Source organism: Priestia sp. VA7, from assembly GCF_055710015.1.
Map to the genome: position 1 here is coordinate 607,092 of NZ_JBVQPN010000001.1, position 18,211 is coordinate 625,302.

The following is an 18,211-nucleotide window of genomic DNA, read 5'->3' on the forward strand; positions in this document are numbered from 1 at the left end:
ATAGATGGTAATTCCTCGTTTATTTTCTCAAATGGATAAGGGTGAAAAAAATGGAAAAAGGTAAGTTAATTGTTTTAGAAGATCGGGTACCGAAGCTGCAAGAACAGCGAAAGCAAAAAGCAAATAGACGGCTGATTTTGTATTTATCACTCTTTTTCATCCTTATTTTATTTATTGTATATTCTCAATCTTCTCTGAGTAATGTTTCTAACATTGAAGTACAAGGGAATAAACATGTAAGTGATAAGGATATTGTCAAAGCGAGTGGTCTGTCCAAAAAAACCAGCTACTGGAAAGCTGATGCTGATCAAATTCAAGAAAAAGTCGAAAAAAACCCTGAGGTAAAGGAAGCTGTCATTCACAAAACATTTCCTAATAAGGTCGTAATCGACGTAAAAGAGTACGCAAGAATTGCATATGTAACCTCGGGGAATAAATATTTCCCTGTGAATGAAAATGGGAAAGTTCTAAAAGAAGTAAGTGCTAAGAAAGTGTCATCCGACGCTCCGCTGCTAATTGACTGGAAAGACGGAGACGCTATACAAAGCATGGTTCAAGAATTAGCTAAAACGCCTAAGAGCATAAAAGGGGCTATTTCTGAGATTTACTACGCGCCGACAAAATCAGAACCTCTTCACATCGAGGTGTTTATGAATGATACGCGTGAAGTAAGCGGGAAAATTAGCAACTTCTCTGATAAAATTGTTCATTACCCGGCTATTGCAAGTAAATTGAGTGATGATCAAAAAGGTATTATTGATTTAGAAGAAGGATATGCATTTAAACCTTATAAAAAGAGCAAGCAGTAATTATTTTTTATAAGTGTTAATTAAAGGAAATAGATGAGTTGAGACTGGCAAACTAGCCCTCGTACATTGTATAATCACATGCAAGTATTCTGCATACATATGATTTTCTTCTCCGTTGCTGTGAAATGGAAATGTAATATTTGTTCTAGGTAAGTTTCGCTTTTCTCAGTGTACATCTTAGTGTAGACTTGTAGTTAAATAGCTTTTTTCAGTGAATTTTAGGCTTAAATCTAAAAAAAAGTCAAAACCAGAACGTTTTGTTCTTTGAAAGAGATAAAGTCTGTGAAAAACTTGAAAAAAATTGATTTTACAAAAGGGAAACAGATGTATTTGTTGAATATTTTCATATAATAAAAAATTAATATTGTTGTTCTTCTTAATTTATTAAGATGACATGTGCAGAAAGAAAAAGGAGGTGCCAAAGAATGAACAGCAATGAAATATACGTTAGTTTAGACATCGGTACATCCAGTGTGAAAGTAATCATCGGAGAGATGAGTAACGATTCATTGAATATCATTGGTGTAGGGAATGTTAAATCACACGGACTAAAAAAAGGTTCTATCGTTGATATAGATGCAACAGTTCAATCTATTAGAAAAGCAGTAGAACAAGCTGAACGAATGGTAGGCATTACAATTAAAAAGGTTGTAGTGGGCATAAGCGGAAATCATGTATTTTTACAGGATTGTCACGGAGTAGTAGCCGTGTCAAGCGAGAATCGTGAAATTACAAACGAAGATATTCATCGAGTAATTGATGCTGCTCAAGTCATGTCTATCCCGCCAGATCGTGAAATCATTGATGTTATTCCAAAGCAATTTATTGTAGATGGCTTAGAAGGTATTAATGATCCTAGAGGTATGATTGGGGTACGTTTAGAAATGGAAGGCACGATCATAACAGGATCTAGAACGGTTTTACATAACTTATTACGCTGTGTAGAAAGAGCTGGTTTAGAAATCAGTGATATTTGTTTACAGCCTCTAGCCGCTGGTTCAATTGCATTATCTCGTGATGAAAAAAACTTAGGTGTCGCACTGGTAGATATCGGTGGAGGTTCAACAACGGTTGCGATCTTTGACCAAGGACATTTGAAAGTAACAAATGTACTAGCTGTTGGCGGAGAGCACATTACCAAGGATTTATCGATTGGCCTTCGCACATCGACTGAAGATGCGGAAAATATTAAGATAAAGCATGGACATGCTTTCTACGATCATGCTTCTGAAGAAGAAGTATTTAGTGTACCGATCATTGGAAGCGATCAGCATCAGCAGTTTAATCAGCTCGAAATCTCTGATATTATTGAAGCTAGACTAGAAGAGATTTTAGATATGATTACGCAAGAGGTAAATCGCCTAGGATACAAAGATATTCCAGGAGGATTTGTTTTAACAGGCGGAGTAGTAGCGATGCCTGGTATTCTTGAGCTAGCTCAAGTGATTTTAAAGAATAACGTGCGCATAGCAGTGCCTGATTATATTGGAGTACGTGAGCCGCATTATACAACAGGCGTAGGATTAATAAAATTTGCATACAAAAATGCTAAAATACAAGGCCGGGAAATTGGAGCGCCAGTTGTGGAAGAAGAGCCGATTGAGCAAGAAATGATCAAACCTAGCCCGAAACCACAGCAGCCGCAACAATCAGCTGAGCAGCCGAAAAAGAAAAATGACCAAAATTTAATGAAGAAGTTTTTTGGATACTTCTTTGATTAACGTTACGGATTGGTAATTTCGAAGAATTAGGAGGAACTATCATGTTGGAGTTTGATACAAGTGTAGACCAATTAGCGACGATTAAAGTAATCGGTGTCGGAGGCGGCGGTAACAACGCGGTTAACCGAATGATTGAACATGGCGTCCAAGGTGTAGAATTTATTGCAGTTAATACAGATGCACAAGCATTAAATTTATCAAAAGCCGAAACAAAAATGCAAATCGGCGCTAAATTAACAAGAGGATTAGGTGCAGGTGCTAATCCAGAAGTTGGTAAAAAAGCAGCTGAAGAAAGTAAGGAACAAATCCAAGAAGCCCTAAAAGGTGCAGATATGGTTTTCGTAACAGCTGGTATGGGTGGAGGAACTGGAACTGGTGCAGCTCCAGTCATTGCCCAAATTGCTCGTGAGCTAGGAGCACTAACGGTAGGTGTTGTTACTCGTCCGTTTACGTTCGAAGGTCGTAAGCGTTCTACTCAAGCGGCAGGCGGCATTGCGTCAATGAAAGAAGCAGTGGACACGCTGATTGTTATTCCAAATGATCGCTTATTGGAAATCGTTGATAAAAACACGCCAATGCTAGAAGCGTTCCGTGAAGCGGATAACGTATTGCGACAAGGTGTGCAAGGTATTTCAGATTTAATCGCAGTTCCTGGATTAATTAACTTAGACTTCGCTGACGTGAAAACAATTATGTCTAACAAAGGATCTGCCCTTATGGGTATCGGTATTGCAACTGGTGAAAACCGCGCTGCTGAAGCGGCTAAAAAAGCTATTTCAAGTCCACTTCTTGAAACATCTATCGATGGAGCTCAGGGTGTATTAATGAACATCACAGGCGGTACAAACCTAAGTCTTTACGAAGTACAAGAAGCTGCAGATATCGTTGCTTCGGCTTCTGACCAAGAAGTGAACATGATCTTTGGATCTGTTATTAACGAAAACCTAAAAGACGAGATTGTTGTTACAGTTATTGCAACTGGCTTTAGTGACCAAGATTTATCACAGCCAAAACCAGGTCGTCCTTCGTTATCGGCGAATCGCATGCAGCAATCGACACAGCAGCCGGCTCCACAGCCGAAGCGTGAAGTAAAGCGTGAAGAACCTGTACAGCAAGAATATACGCGTCCATCTCAGCCACAGTCTGAAGATGCGCTAGATATTCCAACATTCTTACGAAACCGTAATCGTAGACGCTAATAAAATAAAAAGCCAAGACCTCTGTTTTATACAGAGGTCTTTTTTTATGCCATGAAGCTAGAAAACTCCAAAAGGATATAAAAAGCATTCGACATGGTCAATATGATGCCTTCAAAGGGTTTGTGTTTTCTTTCTAAAAGTGGTGTGACAAATATCGAATGATTTCCTCAAAAATACTGCTTGTTTCTCGGCATGAACTGACAGACTTTCTAATAGGATGTACTATATACTAATTTTTAACAGAAAAATTCAGAAAGAATGGAGAGGTTATAAACATTGCCAATCTATTTAGATTTAATATGGATGCTGAATTTTGGATTAGATACGATTTTACTAATGTTATGTGCAGTTGTACTTAAACGGAATTACAAGTGGTGGAGGCTTTTGCTTGGCGGCTTTATCGGTTCATTGATTGTCCTTCTTATGTTTACGCCTTTTTCTCATCTTATGGTTCACCCTGCTATTAAAATTTTATTCTCTTTTTTTATGGTATTGATGACGTTTGGTTATAAACGACTGCGCTTTTTCTTTGAGAATTTATTAACGTTTTATTTTGCAACCTTTGTTGTTGGTGGAGGATTAATGGGCGTTCACTTTTTATTTCAAGATCAGTTCCTTGTTCTTAATCAAATGGTTGATACGAAATCTCCACAGTTTGGTGATCCTATTAGCTGGATATTTGTTCTTATCGGTTTTCCGCTATTATCTTATTTTTCAAAAGCACGAGTTGATGATTTGCGAATGAAAAATATTACATTTGATCAGCTGGTAGATGTGGAAGTTATTTTAAACGAACAGACGCTGTCGATGAAAGGACTTATTGATAGTGGAAACCAGCTTGTAGATCCGCTGACGAAAACCCCGGTTATGATTGTTACAGCAGATTCTTTAAAGGAAATATTGCCTGAAGGCTTAATGGAATTAAGCAAAAATGTCCAATCCTTTTCACACAGCGAAGATATTGATCAAGAGTGGTATTCAAAAGTCCGCTTTGTCCCTTATCGAAGCGTAGGCCAAGCCAACCAGTTGCTGCTTGCTCTAAAGCCAGATATGGTAAGGCTGGTGCATCAGTCCAACACGATTGAAGTCACTAAAGTATTAGTAGGTATTAGTCATACAACGCTTTCAGTGGAGAAGCAATATGAGTGTATTGTTCATCCGAAGCTTATTGTTATTGGAGAAGTAAGTTCCGCATCGTAAAAGGTGTGAACAAATAAAGGAGGATACAAAATGGCTACATATCGAATTCGATTTCAATTATGGTGGTACAAATTATTAATTAAACTTAAGCTAAAAACAGATGAAGTGTACTATATAGGAGGAAGTGAAGCTCTTCCACCCCCTTTAACAAAAGATGAAGAAGAAGTGCTCTTGAAAAAACTTCCATCAGGAGATGAAGCAGCACGTTCGCTGTTGATTGAGCGTAATTTGCGACTTGTTGTTTATATTGCCCGCAAGTTTGAAAATACGGGAATCAATATTGAGGATTTAATTAGCATTGGCACCATCGGTTTAATTAAAGCAGTAAACACGTTTAATCCTGAAAAGAAAATTAAGCTAGCGACGTACGCCTCTCGCTGTATTGAAAATGAAATTTTAATGTATTTGCGCCGCAACAACAAAATTCGATCTGAAGTTTCATTTGATGAGCCGTTAAATATTGATTGGGATGGAAACGAACTGCTATTATCTGACGTGATGGGAACCGAAGAAGATATCATCACAAAAGACCTAGAAGCGAATGTGGATCGAAAACTTTTGTTGAAAGCACTGCACCAATTAAATGATCGTGAAAAGCAAATTATGGAGCTGCGCTTTGGGCTAGCCGGCGGAGAAGAAAAAACGCAAAAAGATGTAGCTGATATGCTAGGCATTTCTCAGTCTTATATTTCAAGGCTTGAAAAACGAATTATTAAACGGCTGCGAAAAGAATTTAATAAAATGGTTTAAGTAAAAAAGCTGATTGTATAAGGGCTGAGAAGCATCTTACACAATCAGCTTTTTTAGCGTGGAATTGTCAGAATTGTAAAAGTGCATATTTTTTCCTTCTGAGGAGATACTGAATTCAGAACATCATCTCCTGTTAGGAGGGAAAGAGTTGACAAGAAATAAAGTAGAAATTTGTGGAGTAGATACTTCGAAACTTCCCGTATTAAAAAATGAAGAAATGCGAAAGTTGTTTAAACAAATGCAGGCTGGAGATGGAACAGCAAGAGAAAAGCTAGTAAGCGGAAATTTACGTCTCGTACTCAGCGTGATCCAACGTTTTAACAATCGTGGAGAATTTGTTGATGACTTATTTCAGGTTGGATGTATTGGATTAATGAAATCCATTGACAATTTTGATTTAAGTCAAAACGTGAAGTTTTCTACATATGCTGTCCCAATGATTATAGGGGAAATTCGCCGCTATTTACGTGACAATAATCCAATCCGTGTTTCTCGTTCCCTTCGTGATATTGCTTATAAAGCTCTTCAAGTTCGTGAAAGGCTTATGAGTGAAACATCCAAGGAACCTACAGCTGAGGAAATTTCAAAAGTCCTAGAAGTGCCGCATGAAGAAATTGTGTTTGCTTTAGATGCTATCCAAGATCCGGTTTCTCTATTTGAACCTATTTACAATGATGGTGGAGACCCAATCTATGTCATGGATCAGCTAAGCGATGAACGCAATCGTGATTCAACTTGGATTGAAGAAATTGCTTTGCAAGAAGGTATGAGAAGATTGAACGAGCGAGAAAAACTAATTTTACGAAAGCGCTTTTTCCAAGGTAAAACACAGATGGAAGTTGCTGAAGAAATTGGTATTTCTCAAGCGCAGGTTTCTCGTTTAGAAAAAGCTGCTATTAAACAGATGAATAAAAATATTCAAAGTTAACAAAAGCTATCTAAACTGGCAGCTGCTCGCGTTCATACAATTAATACCATTCACTTTATTTGATGTTCAACTTAATAAGCATCGTGTCTATAAAAACAGACACGGTGCTTATTTTGTATATATCAATGTATAATACATGACCAAAAGATATTCATATCCGGTTTCCTATTGCTGTGAGGACTTCTAGCTACTCGTTGAGAATGTCTTTTGATGAAAAAATGTGTAATTAGTGGACAAAATGCCTATAGAACGAGAATGGCAGAGAAAAAATAAGCTTTTCCTTCATGAAATGAAAATTTGAAAATATATATAGGCTAAGGAATAAAGTTGGCTATAGGAGGAGAGAGCATGTTAAAGATTTCAGAATTCCAGCTGAAAGATGTAGTGAATGTAGCTGATGGCAAAAAACTTGGAAATGTAGGGGATATTGATATTGACTTAACAACGGGAAAAATACAGGCCGTCATTATCGGAGGCTCTCGTGTATTGGGCTTCTTTGGAAAAGATGATGAAATTGTGATTCCATGGAAAAATATTGTGAAAATCGGTTCTGATGTCATTTTAGTACGTTATAAAGACGCATTTCAGCCTGAAGAGAATTAGTTTTTTGTCAACAGCACCTAGCAATCTGTGGTACAATATGTGAGAACAAATGAAACAAGGGATGTGTCACATACATGAATCCTGAGCCATTAAAAAAAAGCCATCACGAGTCGTTTATGTGGCTGAGCCCTTGGGTAGAAAAGAATGATATACTTGTTGCAGGTTTTACCACAAAAAATGGTGGCGTGAGTAAACCTCCATTTGCTTCTTTTAACCTAGGGCTTCACGTAAACGATAACGTAGAAGATGTTATTACAAATAGAAAAATTTTAGCAGCCGAACTAGACATGTCTTTTGAAAGCTTTGTATGTGCTGAACAAGTACATGAAGCAACTGTTCAAAAAGTAACAAAAGCCGACTGTGCAAAAGGACTCTACAAGTATGAAGAGGGCATAAAAGCAACGGATGGCATTTATACAAATGAATCTGATATTTTGTTAGCTTTATGTTATGCAGATTGTGTTCCGCTTTACTTCTATGCGCCTGATCACCATTTAGTAGGTCTAGCTCATGCTGGGTGGAAAGGAACAGTGAAAGATATTGCAGGAAATATGATTCGACGTTGGGTAGAGCAAGAAAATGTCCCGGTTGAAGATATTTACGTGGCGATTGGCCCTTCGATTGAAGATTGCTGTTATGTCGTCGATAACCGCGTCATTACACAAGTAAACGAAGTAGTTGGCCAAAATGGATATCAAGAAGTAAGTCCTGGACAATACGCGCTTAATTTAAAAAAAGTCAATAAGCTGCTGATTCAAAACGCAGGCGTATTGCCGGAACGAATTTTAACATCGTCGTATTGTACAAGCTGTGAAGATGACCTGTTCTTCTCACATCGCCGCGACCAAGGGAAAACAGGACGCATGTTTAACTTCATAGGCTTTAAGGAGGAGTAATTACATAGTGACAGCTAGCGTAAGTGAAAATCTAGAAGCAGTTCAACAAACAATTGCTGAAGCGTGTAAAAAAGTTAATCGAAATCGAGAAGATGTAGAGCTGATTGCTGTAACAAAATACGTTTCCACAAAACGAGCAGCAGAAGCAGTGGATGCCGGCATTTTACATCTCGGAGAAAACAGGGATGAAGGTCTTCTAGAAAAGTATGAATCAATCGGTGAGAAAGCGACCTGGCATTTTATCGGAAGCTTACAAACAAGAAAAGTAAAAAATGTGATTGATAAAGTTGACTATATTCATTCACTAGACCGATTATCTTTAGCAAAAGAAATTGATAAACGTGCAGAACATCGTATAAAATGTTTTGTACAAGTTAATGTTGCCGAAGAACAATCAAAGCATGGCCTTGCTGTAGAAGATGTAATTCCATTTATTCAATCTCTTGAAGCATTTGCAAATATCCAAGTGGTCGGATTGATGACCATGGCTCCTCACACAGATGAAGAGTCTACGCTTCGCAGCTGTTTTCAAGGTCTAAAAAAATTGCAGAGTCGTATACAAGAACTAAATTTGCCATATGCACCGTGTACAGAGCTATCAATGGGAATGTCAAACGATTATGCAATTGCAATTGAAGAAGGAGCAACATTCATTCGACTAGGAACCACGTTAGTTGGGAATGAACGTTAAGGAGGTGTAATTCAAGATGAGTATGAAAAATCGCTTTAGAAGTTTTTTTGCTCTTGATGACGATACTGAATATGTAGAAGAACATTACGAAGAAGAAGAGTCGGTAGAAGAGCCTGTACAGCAGTCGAGACCAGCGAAAGCTAGTCAGCAGCCGAATCAGCAGCAAAACGTGATTAGCTTGCAAAGCGTTCAAAAATCATCAAAAATGATGCTTTGTGAACCTCGCGTCTATGCCGAAGCACAAGAAATTACGGATCATTTAAAAAATCGTAAAGTCGTAGTTGTGAATTTACAGCGCATTCAACGAGATCAAGCGGTAAGAATTGTCGACTTTTTAAGTGGTACAGTTTATGCTTTAGGCGGGGACATTCAAAAAATTGGAACCGACATCTTTTTATGTACACCTGATAATGTAGACGTAAGCGGAAGCATTTCAGATATGATGGGAGAACATGATACAACAAACGTAAAGAGGTGGTAGTTTTTGGACATCGTTTTTGGGATTCTTGGACAATTGATTGGTCTTTACTCATGGGCACTGATTATTTACATTTTGATGTCTTGGGTACCCGATGTAAGGGCGTCTAAGTTTGGTCAGTTGCTTGGTAGCATTTGTGAGCCTTACTTAGAGCCTTTTCGTAAAATCATTCCGCCTATTGGCATGATTGATATTTCACCTCTTGTCGCAATCTTTTTACTACGATTTGCACAAGCAGGTGTACGTTCACTTCACAGTATGGTTGGATTTATTTAAAAAGGAATCGCTGGATTCCTTTTTTACATACCAATAGTAGGAGTAATAATATGTCTATTTATGAACATTTTAGGCAAGAAGAACATGGATTTATTGACCAGGTTCTTCAGTGGAAAGAAGATGTCCTACATCAATACAGCCCAAAGCTAACGGACTTTTTAGATCCAAGAGAGCAGCATATTGTGACGGCTATTGTCGGGACTGAAGGAGAGGTTCAAGTTTCATTTGATGGTGGACAACCGTTTGCTGAACGCAAGCGCGCGCTGCTATACCCGGATTACTATGTACCTGAAAGTGAAGATTTTCAGTTGCATATGTACGAGCTCAATTATCCTAAAAAGTTTGTGAAGATTGAACATCCTCAAGTTCTTGGTTCGGCGATGTCCTTAGGACTGCGCCGTTCAAAATTTGGCGATATTTTGGTCGCGGGAGACGATATTCAGCTCGTAGTTGCAGAGGAAATTTCTTCTTATATTGAGATGAATTTAACATCAATTGGAAAAGCCAAAGTTTCACTTTCTTCTATTCAAAGAGAGCAGCTGCATGTTGTAAAAGAAGAGCTGGTTGAACACGTTTATACAGTTTCTTCAATGAGGCTTGATGTTTTGCTGTCGACCATTCACAATTTATCAAGACAAAAAGTCCAGCCGTTTATTGCAAATGGAGCGGTAAAAGTAAATTTTAAAGTCATTGAACAGCCTTCTTTTGAATGTCATGAAGGTGATATTTTGTCACTTCGTGGTCACGGCAGAAGTCGTATCGTTTCACTTGAAGGCAAAACCAAAAAAGAAAAATGGCGAATTGTTGTAGGAAAGCAGAAATAAAGAAATCTACTAGCAGGAAATTTTAAAAATATGTCGAATAAACCATTACTAATGACGTAATGAGACAACACGGAGGTGGCCTAGATGCCTTTAACCCCTTTGGATATTCATAACAAAGAGTTTAATCGCGGATTTCGCGGATATGATGAAGATGAAGTAAATGAGTTTCTTGACCAAGTAATTAAAGACTATGAGCTGGTCATGCGTGATAAAAAGGAGTTAGAAGGAAGAGTATCTGAATTAACAGATCGTCTTGGACATTTTACTAACATCGAAGAAACGTTAAATAAATCAATTTTAATTGCTCAAGAAGCAGCGGAAGATGTGAAGCGAAACGCTGAAAAAGAAGCGAAGCTCATTATAAAAGAAGCAGAAAAAAATGCGGACCGTATTATTAATGAAGCACTGTCTAAGTCTCGTAAAATTGCGATGGACATTGAGGAGACGAAAAAGCAGTCTAAAGTATTTAGAACTCGTTTCAAAATGTTAATCGAAGCACAGCTTGAAATGTTAAACAGCGACGACTGGGATCAGTTGATGGATTATGAGATGCCAGCGCTAGAAGAAAAAATTGACTAGTCCAGACATCATCTTGACTTCTCACGTTTTGTTGTCATATAATTTGGTAACAGATGAAATTTCATATCAAACAGTACGGAGACAGGGACAGTAGCTTTTTTAGTTTGTCAAAGCGAATCGAGGATGGTGTGAGCTCGATAACAAACAAAAAAGTGAAAATCACCCTAGAGTACCATTGCTGAACTGATGATAGTAAGCAGTGGCGGTTTATTCACGTTACGAATGCAAAGAGGATTTGCGTACAGCAAATCTACTAGGGTGGTACCGCGGGAGGCCTTCTCGTCCCTTTTTGGGATGAGGAGGTCTTTTTGTTATGGTACAAAAAGATATGAAATTTACGTTTTTTTTGGAGGGTAAAACATGGAATATAAAGATACATTATTGATGCCAAAAACTGAATTTCCAATGCGTGGAAATTTACCGAACCGCGAGCCTAAAATGCAAGAACAGTGGGCTGAAATGAATATTTATGAAAAAGTACAAAAACGTACGGAAGGCCGTCCGCTATTTGTCCTGCATGATGGACCTCCATATGCGAATGGCGATATTCACATGGGACATGCATTAAATAAAATTTTAAAAGATTTTATCGTTCGCTATAAGTCGATGTCAGGCTTCTGCGCACCTTATGTACCAGGCTGGGATACACACGGTTTGCCAATTGAAACAGCTTTAACAAAAAATAAAAAAGTAAACCGCAAAGAAATGACGGTAGCTGAGTTCCGTAAGCTTTGCGAACAGTATGCTTGGGAACAAGTAAACGGCCAGCGTGAGCAGTTTAAGCGTTTAGGTGTACGCGGAGATTGGGATAATCCATATGTAACGCTTCAGCCGCAGTACGAAGCGCAGCAAATCAAAGTGTTTGGTGACATGGCGAAAAAAGGCTACATCTACAAAGGGTTAAAACCTGTGTACTGGTCCCCTTCAAGTGAATCTGCTTTAGCAGAAGCGGAAATTGAGTACTATGATAAGCGGTCAGCTTCTATTTACGTAGCGTTTAACGTAAAAGATGGTAAAGGTGTGCTTGAACAAGATGAAAAATTCATCATTTGGACGACAACACCATGGACAATGCCAGCTAACCAAGGGATTGCTGTCAATCCTGAGCTTCAGTACAGCGTAGTTGAAGCAGATGGAGCAAAATATGTAGTGGCAACTGAACTGATTGAAACAGTTGCTAAAGAAATTGAATGGGCTGACTATAAGACGCTTCGTACAGTAAAAGGTTCAGAACTTGAGCGTGTAGTAGCTGAGCATCCAATCTACAAGCGTGATTCATTAGTTGTTCTTGGCGATCACGTAACAACGGATGCTGGTACTGGGTGTGTTCATACAGCACCGGGACACGGGGAAGACGACTTTATCGTTGGTCAAAAATACGGTTTGGAAGTTCTTTGTCCAGTCGACAGTAAGGGTCATATGACGAATGAAGCACCAGGATTTGAAGGGTTATTCTATGATAAAGCGAATAAGCCGATTACAGACAAACTAGAAGAAGAAGGCGCGCTGTTAAAATTAAGTTTCATTACCCACTCATACCCACATGACTGGCGTACAAAGAAACCAACAATTTTCCGTGCAACAGCACAGTGGTTTGCGTCTATTAAAGATTTCCGTGAAGATTTATTAAAAGCAGTAGAAAAAACAAAATGGGTGCCTACTTGGGGTGAAACGCGACTTTATAACATGGTGCGTGACCGCGGCGACTGGTGTATTTCTCGCCAACGTGCATGGGGCGTTCCGATTCCGGTATTTTATGCTGAAAATGAGGAGCCAATCATTACGGACGAAACAATCGAACACGTATCAAATCTATTTAGAGAACATGGATCAAACGTATGGTTTGAGCGTGAAGCAAAAGACTTGCTTCCGGAAGGCTTTACTCATGAAGGAAGCCCAAATGGCCGCTTCACAAAAGAAACAGACATCATGGACGTATGGTTTGACTCTGGTTCTTCACATCAAGCTGTTCTTGAAGAACGTGAAGACTTACAGCGTCCGGCTGATTTGTATTTAGAAGGTTCTGACCAATACCGCGGCTGGTTTAATTCAAGTCTTTCTACAAGCGTAGCTGTAACGGGTGAAGCACCTTATAAAGGGGTACTTAGCCACGGATTTGCTTTAGACGGTGAAGGTCGCAAAATGAGTAAGTCATTAGGAAACGTTGTAATTCCAGAAAAAGTAATGAAACAACTAGGTGCAGATATTTTACGTTTATGGGTAGCTTCTGTAGATTACCAAGCTGATGTTCGTGTATCTGATAATATTTTAAAACAAGTAGCAGAAGTATATCGTAAAATCCGCAACACGTTCCGTTTCTTACTAGGAAACTTAGCGGACTTTAATCCAACAACTGATGCTGTAGCTGTTGAAGACCTTCGTGAAGTAGACCGCTACATGCTTGTGAAGTTGAACAAATTAATTGATAAAGTGAAAAAATCTTATGATTCATATGAATTCTCAAGCATTTATCACGCAGTGCATAATTTCTGTACAATTGATATGAGTTCATTCTACTTAGACTTTGCAAAAGATGTATTGTACATCGAAGCAGAAAATAATGTAGAGCGCCGCAGCATTCAAACGGTCCTTTATGAAACGTTATTATCGTTAACGAAATTAGTGTCTCCAATTCTTTCTCATACAGCAGACGAAGTATGGGTTCACATTCCAAATGTAACGGAAGAAAGCGTGCAGCTAGTTGATATGCCAGAGGTTCAAGAAATCGAAGGAGCAGATCAATTAGTAGAGAAATGGGATGCATTCATGGAGCTTCGTGATGAAGTATTAAAAGCGCTAGAACAGGCTCGTAATGAAAAAGTAATCGGTAAGTCTTTAGAAGCAAAATTAACGCTATATCCAACAGCAGATACGAAAGAACTGTTAGCATCTATTTCTGAAAATGTAGGTCAACTCTTCATCGTTTCAGATCTTGAGGTAGCAAAAGGTGAAGCACCTGCTGAAGCACAAAAATTCAGCTATGCTTCAATTGTTGTAAGTAAAGCAGAAGGTGAGAAGTGTGAGCGCTGCTGGGTTGTATCACCAACAGTTGGCGAAGATCAAGATCACCCGACTTTATGTACACGCTGTGCGGATGTTGTAAAAAATCACTACGTTCAGCAGTAATTAACAAAAACACGTCCTTTTTGGGCGTGTTTTTTGCTGTACGAAATTCCCAAATACAATGGTATAAAGCATTTAAAGCCTTAGGAAAAACTTGTGTTGTAGATTCGATGGAAAACTCGGTAAACCTAACATCATTAATACTTCATCTTATCAGCACAGGAGGCGTTTGAATGTATGAAAATTATCTTTCCATTGGACAGGAATTAGCTCTTATTAAAGAAGAATTACAAGATCGCCTATTGAGATATGCTACAGAACAATCTGGTTATATAGATGAAAAGGAACGTTACGTAATAGAAATGATTAAAGCCGATTTAAAAGATGTAGAACACGCGTTAGCAAAGCTTGACGTTGGTGCGTTCGGAATTGATGAACTAACTGGCGAAGTGATGTCTATTCATAAATTAAAAGTAATGCCGACGGCCCGCACAAATGAAGATTTATTTGTTTTATGGTGAGAAGCGAGAAAAAAAATGAATTATGTGCTAAAATGCTTTAGTATGGATTCGTTTGATTTTATTGCGGGAGGAAAACGTGTGTGTTTTATTATCTTATCGCTTTAGCTGTTATACTTATTGATCAGGTAACAAAATGGATGATTGTAAAAGAAATGTATTATGGACAAAGCATCACCGTGATTGAAAACTTTCTTTACATTACCTCTCATCGTAACAGAGGAGCCGCGTGGGGGATTTTACAAGGACAGATGTGGTTCTTTTATCTGATTACGGTGGTTGTGGTAGTCGGTTTAATAATTTATATTCAAAAGCTCAAAAAACAAGATAAATGGTTCGGTATTGCGCTAGCATTAATGTTAGGCGGCGCCATTGGAAACTTTATTGATCGAGTGGTCCGTAAAGAAGTAGTTGATTTCGTAAATACATACATCTTTACGTATGATTTTCCGATTTTTAACGTAGCTGATTCGGCACTTGTCGTCGGAGTAATCATCATGTTTATTATGACGCTGTTTGAAGGGAAAATGAAGAAGGAGCACAAAGAATGAATGTAATTGAAACAGTTATAAATGAAGAACAAGCGGGAGAACGTATTGATAAAGTACTTTCGACTGTAAATGCAGAATGGTCACGTTCACAAGTGCAGCAATGGATTAAAGAAGGTCACGCAAAAGTGAACGATAAAACCGTTAAAGGAAACTATAAATGTAAAACAGGAGACGCTATTATTATCGAAGTGCCGGAACTAGAAGAGCTTGATGTGGTAGCGGAAGAAATGGATTTAGATATTTATTATGAAGATCAAGATGTGCTTGTTGTAAATAAACCTCGCGGCATGGTTGTACATCCAGCTCCTGGTCATCATAGCGGCACGCTTGTAAACGGCCTAATGGCTCACTGTAAAGATTTATCCGGTATTAACGGCGTTATGCGCCCTGGTATCGTTCATCGAATTGATAAAGATACATCCGGTTTACTTATGGTTGCAAAAAATGATTTAGCTCATGAATCACTAGTTAGTCAGCTTGTAGCTAAAACAGTAACGCGTCGTTATAAAGCTATCGTTCACGGAGTAATTGCGCACGATCACGGTACAATTGATGCGCCAATCGGCCGAGATAAACAAGATCGTCAAAGCATGACCGTGACTGATGAAAACAGTCGTGATGCAGTGACGCACTTTACTGTATTGCAGCGTTTTAAAGATTTTTCACTAGTCGAATGTAAGCTAGAAACGGGGCGAACACACCAAATTCGCGTTCATATGAAGTATATTGGTTTTCCGCTTGCCGGGGATCCGAAGTACGGACCGAAAAAAACGCTTCCGATTGACGGACAAGCGCTTCATGCAGGTGTATTAGGCTTTATTCACCCTCGTACAAATGAATATATGGAATTTGAAGCACCGGCTCCAAAAGAGTTTAATGAGATGCTAGAGCTTATTGAAAAAAGAAGTTGACAACTGCCATAAGTGATGGCATACTTGTATTAACTTAATAAGAACCTTTAAGAACAGTCCAGAGAGGCTGAGAAGGAAACGGTGCAGAAAAGGCATATTTATAGCCTTTTTGAAGAAATATGTTTAAAACCAAATCCTCTTGCCTCAAGGCAAGAGGATTTTTTTTATGTCAACAACTTGGGGTGAAAACAGTGAACGTAAAAGCTACCGTACTTGATGAACAGGCTATACGCCGCGCTTTAACTCGAATTGCACATGAGATTATTGAAAAGAATAAAGGAATCGAAAATTGTGTGCTAGTGGGGATTAAAACGCGAGGTATTTATATCGCAAAACGTTTAGCAGAACGAATTGCACAAATTGAAGGAAATACATTGCCAGTCGGAGAACTAGACATCACGCTTTACCGAGATGATTTATCGAAAGTGACAAGCAATGATGAGCCTCTTGTAAAAGGATCAGATATTCCGACAGATATTGCAAATAAGAACGTCATCTTAGTAGATGATGTGTTATATACGGGCCGTACAGTTCGAGCAGCACTTGATGCACTGATTGATATCGGCCGACCTGAACTCATTCAGCTGGCTGTCTTAGTGGATAGAGGGCACCGCGAGCTACCGATTCGAGCAGACTATGTTGGTAAAAATGTACCGACAGCTAAAAGTGAAAAAATTGCGGTGCATTTAATGGAAGTAGACGAAAAAGACCAAGTGTCTATTTACGAAAAATAAATTATATACCCTTTTAAATGGTAGTCCCGTGAGGCTGCAAAAGGGGGGTCACTATACAAGGAAAACTATACTGCGGTATAGCGTCTTCCTTGTATGCTGAAAACCTCTTTGCCTCTGCGTAAAGAGGTTTTTTAATAGTGATAGGAGGAAAAACATATGAGTCAACAACGAGATTTTGTACTTGATATACATGATAAACCAAAAGCAGTAAATTGGTTAACATTGAGTCTACAGCATTTGTTTGCAATGTTTGGGTCGACGGTGTTAGTGCCGTTCCTAGTCGGGTTCAGCCCGGCAATTGCTTTGATTTCAAGCGGGGTAGGAACGCTTGCTTTCCTGCTCATTACAAGAGGTCAAATTCCTTCTTATCTTGGTTCATCGTTCGCGTTCATCACGCCAATCATTTTCGCTAAAGCTTCGTTTGGACCTGAAGAAACGATGGTTGGTTGTTTCTTAGCCGGACTTGTTTATGGAATCGTTGCTTTGATTATAAAAGGAACAGGAATCAATTGGATTATGAAGCTGCTTCCTCCGGTTGTAGTAGGACCAGTTATTATGGTTATAGGCTTAGGACTGGCTAATACAGCAGTAGGCATGGCTATGAACGATGCAAAAGGAAATTACAGCTTAACTTACCTGATGGTTGCGCTTGTGACACTAGCGATAACAGTTGCTTGCTCAATCTTCTTTAAAAACATTATCAGCCTGATTCCGGTACTGATGGGAATTATCGGCGGATACATCTTCGCTTATACACAAGGATTGGTAGACTTTTCAAAGGTAGTGAAAGCGGAGTGGATTGAAGTACCTCACTTCTACGTGCCGTTCGTCACATACACGCCGTCCATTTCATTAGGGATTGTGCTTATAATGGTACCTGTAGCAGTCGTAACACTCTCAGAACATATCGGCCACATTCTTGTCTTAAATAAGATTGTGGATCGAAACTATATTGAAAAGCCAGGGCTGCACAGATCGATTTTAGGAGACGGAGTAGCAACTATGCTTGCTGCGCTGATCGGCGGACCGCCAAATACAACATACGGTGAGAACATCGGAGTGTTAGCCATCACAAAGGTGCTTAGCGTATTTGTGATAGCAGGAGCAGCAGTCTTCGCGATTTTGTTCGGGTTTGTCGGCAAAATCAACGCTCTTATTTCAAGTATACCAACGCCGGTCATGGGCGGGATTTCAATTCTCTTATTCGGAATCATTGCTTCATCAGGCTTGCGCATGATGGTGGATGCAAAGGTAGACCTTGGATCAAAACGAAACCTAATGATTGCTTCGATTATCTTAGTGTTAGGAATCGGAGGAGCACACTTAGATATCTCAGAACATGTAAAGGTTGATAGCATGGCACTGTCTGCTATCATGGGAGTTCTGCTGAATCTAGTTCTGCCGAAAGAGAAGATAAAAGAAGCAGAAAACGTTCAACAAACGTCAGCACGAAAAATTTCATAGAACGCCTTTTAATTGA

19 protein-coding genes and 1 other annotated feature are annotated in these 18,211 nt (G+C 38.9%); all 19 genes read left to right on the forward strand.

Annotation, left to right across the window (positions count from 1 at the left end; translation table 11 throughout):
* The first annotated feature begins 50 nt into the window (after positions 1-50).
* Positions 51-809 carry a cell division protein FtsQ/DivIB gene (locus AC0C45_RS03240; protein ID WP_016765445.1) on the forward strand — a complete coding sequence of 253 codons (759 nt, stop codon included), beginning with the start codon at positions 51-53 and terminating at the stop codon, positions 807-809.
* A 425-nt stretch (positions 810-1,234) separates the two neighbouring features.
* Entirely contained in the window at positions 1,235-2,530 is a 1,296-nt protein-coding gene (gene ftsA, locus AC0C45_RS03245; protein WP_013058956.1) for a cell division protein FtsA, read from the forward strand.
* Between the two features lie 41 nt (positions 2,531-2,571).
* Positions 2,572-3,729, forward strand: a complete 1,158-nt coding sequence (ftsZ, locus tag AC0C45_RS03250) for a cell division protein FtsZ (protein WP_013058955.1) — start codon at positions 2,572-2,574, stop codon at positions 3,727-3,729.
* A 276-nt stretch (positions 3,730-4,005) separates the two neighbouring features.
* The gene (spoIIGA, locus tag AC0C45_RS03255; RefSeq protein WP_013084851.1) at positions 4,006-4,929 is read left to right on the forward strand and encodes a sigma-E processing peptidase SpoIIGA; all 924 of its coding nucleotides are present in this window, start codon (positions 4,006-4,008) and stop codon (positions 4,927-4,929) included.
* A 30-nt stretch (positions 4,930-4,959) separates the two neighbouring features.
* Complete coding sequence (gene sigE, locus AC0C45_RS03260; protein WP_013058953.1) at positions 4,960-5,679, forward strand: RNA polymerase sporulation sigma factor SigE; 720 nt, start codon at positions 4,960-4,962, stop codon at positions 5,677-5,679.
* Between the two features lie 148 nt (positions 5,680-5,827).
* A complete protein-coding gene (gene sigG / locus AC0C45_RS03265) occupies positions 5,828-6,607 on the forward strand; it encodes an RNA polymerase sporulation sigma factor SigG (protein WP_013058952.1) in 780 nt (259 codons plus the stop codon).
* Between the two features lie 348 nt (positions 6,608-6,955).
* Positions 6,956-7,210 carry a YlmC/YmxH family sporulation protein gene (locus AC0C45_RS03270; protein ID WP_013058951.1) on the forward strand — a complete coding sequence of 85 codons (255 nt, stop codon included), beginning with the start codon at positions 6,956-6,958 and terminating at the stop codon, positions 7,208-7,210.
* 74 nt (positions 7,211-7,284) lie between these two features.
* Positions 7,285-8,106 carry a peptidoglycan editing factor PgeF gene (gene pgeF / locus AC0C45_RS03275; protein ID WP_034649149.1) on the forward strand — a complete coding sequence of 274 codons (822 nt, stop codon included), beginning with the start codon at positions 7,285-7,287 and terminating at the stop codon, positions 8,104-8,106.
* Positions 8,107-8,113: 7 nt separating this feature from the next.
* Entirely contained in the window at positions 8,114-8,797 is a 684-nt protein-coding gene (locus AC0C45_RS03280) for a YggS family pyridoxal phosphate-dependent enzyme (RefSeq protein WP_016765443.1), read from the forward strand.
* A 16-nt stretch (positions 8,798-8,813) separates the two neighbouring features.
* Positions 8,814-9,278 carry a cell division protein SepF gene (locus tag AC0C45_RS03285; protein WP_013058948.1) on the forward strand — a complete coding sequence of 155 codons (465 nt, stop codon included), beginning with the start codon at positions 8,814-8,816 and terminating at the stop codon, positions 9,276-9,278.
* Positions 9,279-9,281: 3 nt separating this feature from the next.
* Entirely contained in the window at positions 9,282-9,551 is a 270-nt protein-coding gene (locus AC0C45_RS03290) for a YggT family protein (RefSeq protein ID WP_014458382.1), read from the forward strand.
* A 50-nt stretch (positions 9,552-9,601) separates the two neighbouring features.
* Positions 9,602-10,375, forward strand: coding sequence for a YlmH family RNA-binding protein (locus tag AC0C45_RS03295; RefSeq protein WP_034649154.1), 774 nt, complete (start codon positions 9,602-9,604; stop codon positions 10,373-10,375).
* Positions 10,376-10,459: 84 nt separating this feature from the next.
* A complete protein-coding gene (locus AC0C45_RS03300; protein ID WP_013058945.1) occupies positions 10,460-10,954 on the forward strand; it encodes a DivIVA domain-containing protein in 495 nt (164 codons plus the stop codon).
* Positions 10,955-11,023: 69 nt separating this feature from the next.
* Positions 11,024-11,244 (forward strand) — a binding site (T-box leader).
* A gap of 70 nt (positions 11,245-11,314) precedes the next feature.
* Positions 11,315-14,080 carry an isoleucine--tRNA ligase gene (gene ileS / locus AC0C45_RS03305; RefSeq protein ID WP_472927898.1) on the forward strand — a complete coding sequence of 922 codons (2,766 nt, stop codon included), beginning with the start codon at positions 11,315-11,317 and terminating at the stop codon, positions 14,078-14,080.
* A gap of 170 nt (positions 14,081-14,250) precedes the next feature.
* Entirely contained in the window at positions 14,251-14,538 is a 288-nt protein-coding gene (locus tag AC0C45_RS03310) for a conjugal transfer protein TraR (RefSeq protein ID WP_013084845.1), read from the forward strand.
* An 80-nt stretch (positions 14,539-14,618) separates the two neighbouring features.
* A complete protein-coding gene (gene lspA, locus AC0C45_RS03315) occupies positions 14,619-15,086 on the forward strand; it encodes a signal peptidase II (protein WP_013084844.1) in 468 nt (155 codons plus the stop codon).
* Positions 15,083-15,997: an RluA family pseudouridine synthase gene (locus AC0C45_RS03320; RefSeq protein ID WP_013058941.1), complete on the forward strand. Its 915-nt coding sequence runs from the start codon at positions 15,083-15,085 to the stop codon at positions 15,995-15,997. The genes lspA and AC0C45_RS03320 overlap by 4 nt, the downstream gene beginning before the upstream one ends.
* 191 nt (positions 15,998-16,188) lie before the next feature.
* On the forward strand, positions 16,189-16,731 hold the full coding sequence (gene pyrR, locus AC0C45_RS03325) for a bifunctional pyr operon transcriptional regulator/uracil phosphoribosyltransferase PyrR (RefSeq protein WP_047930801.1): 543 nt from the start codon (positions 16,189-16,191) through the stop codon (positions 16,729-16,731).
* A 156-nt stretch (positions 16,732-16,887) separates the two neighbouring features.
* On the forward strand, positions 16,888-18,195 hold the full coding sequence (locus AC0C45_RS03330; RefSeq protein ID WP_034649161.1) for a uracil-xanthine permease family protein: 1,308 nt from the start codon (positions 16,888-16,890) through the stop codon (positions 18,193-18,195).
* The last annotated feature ends 16 nt before the right edge of the window (positions 18,196-18,211 follow it).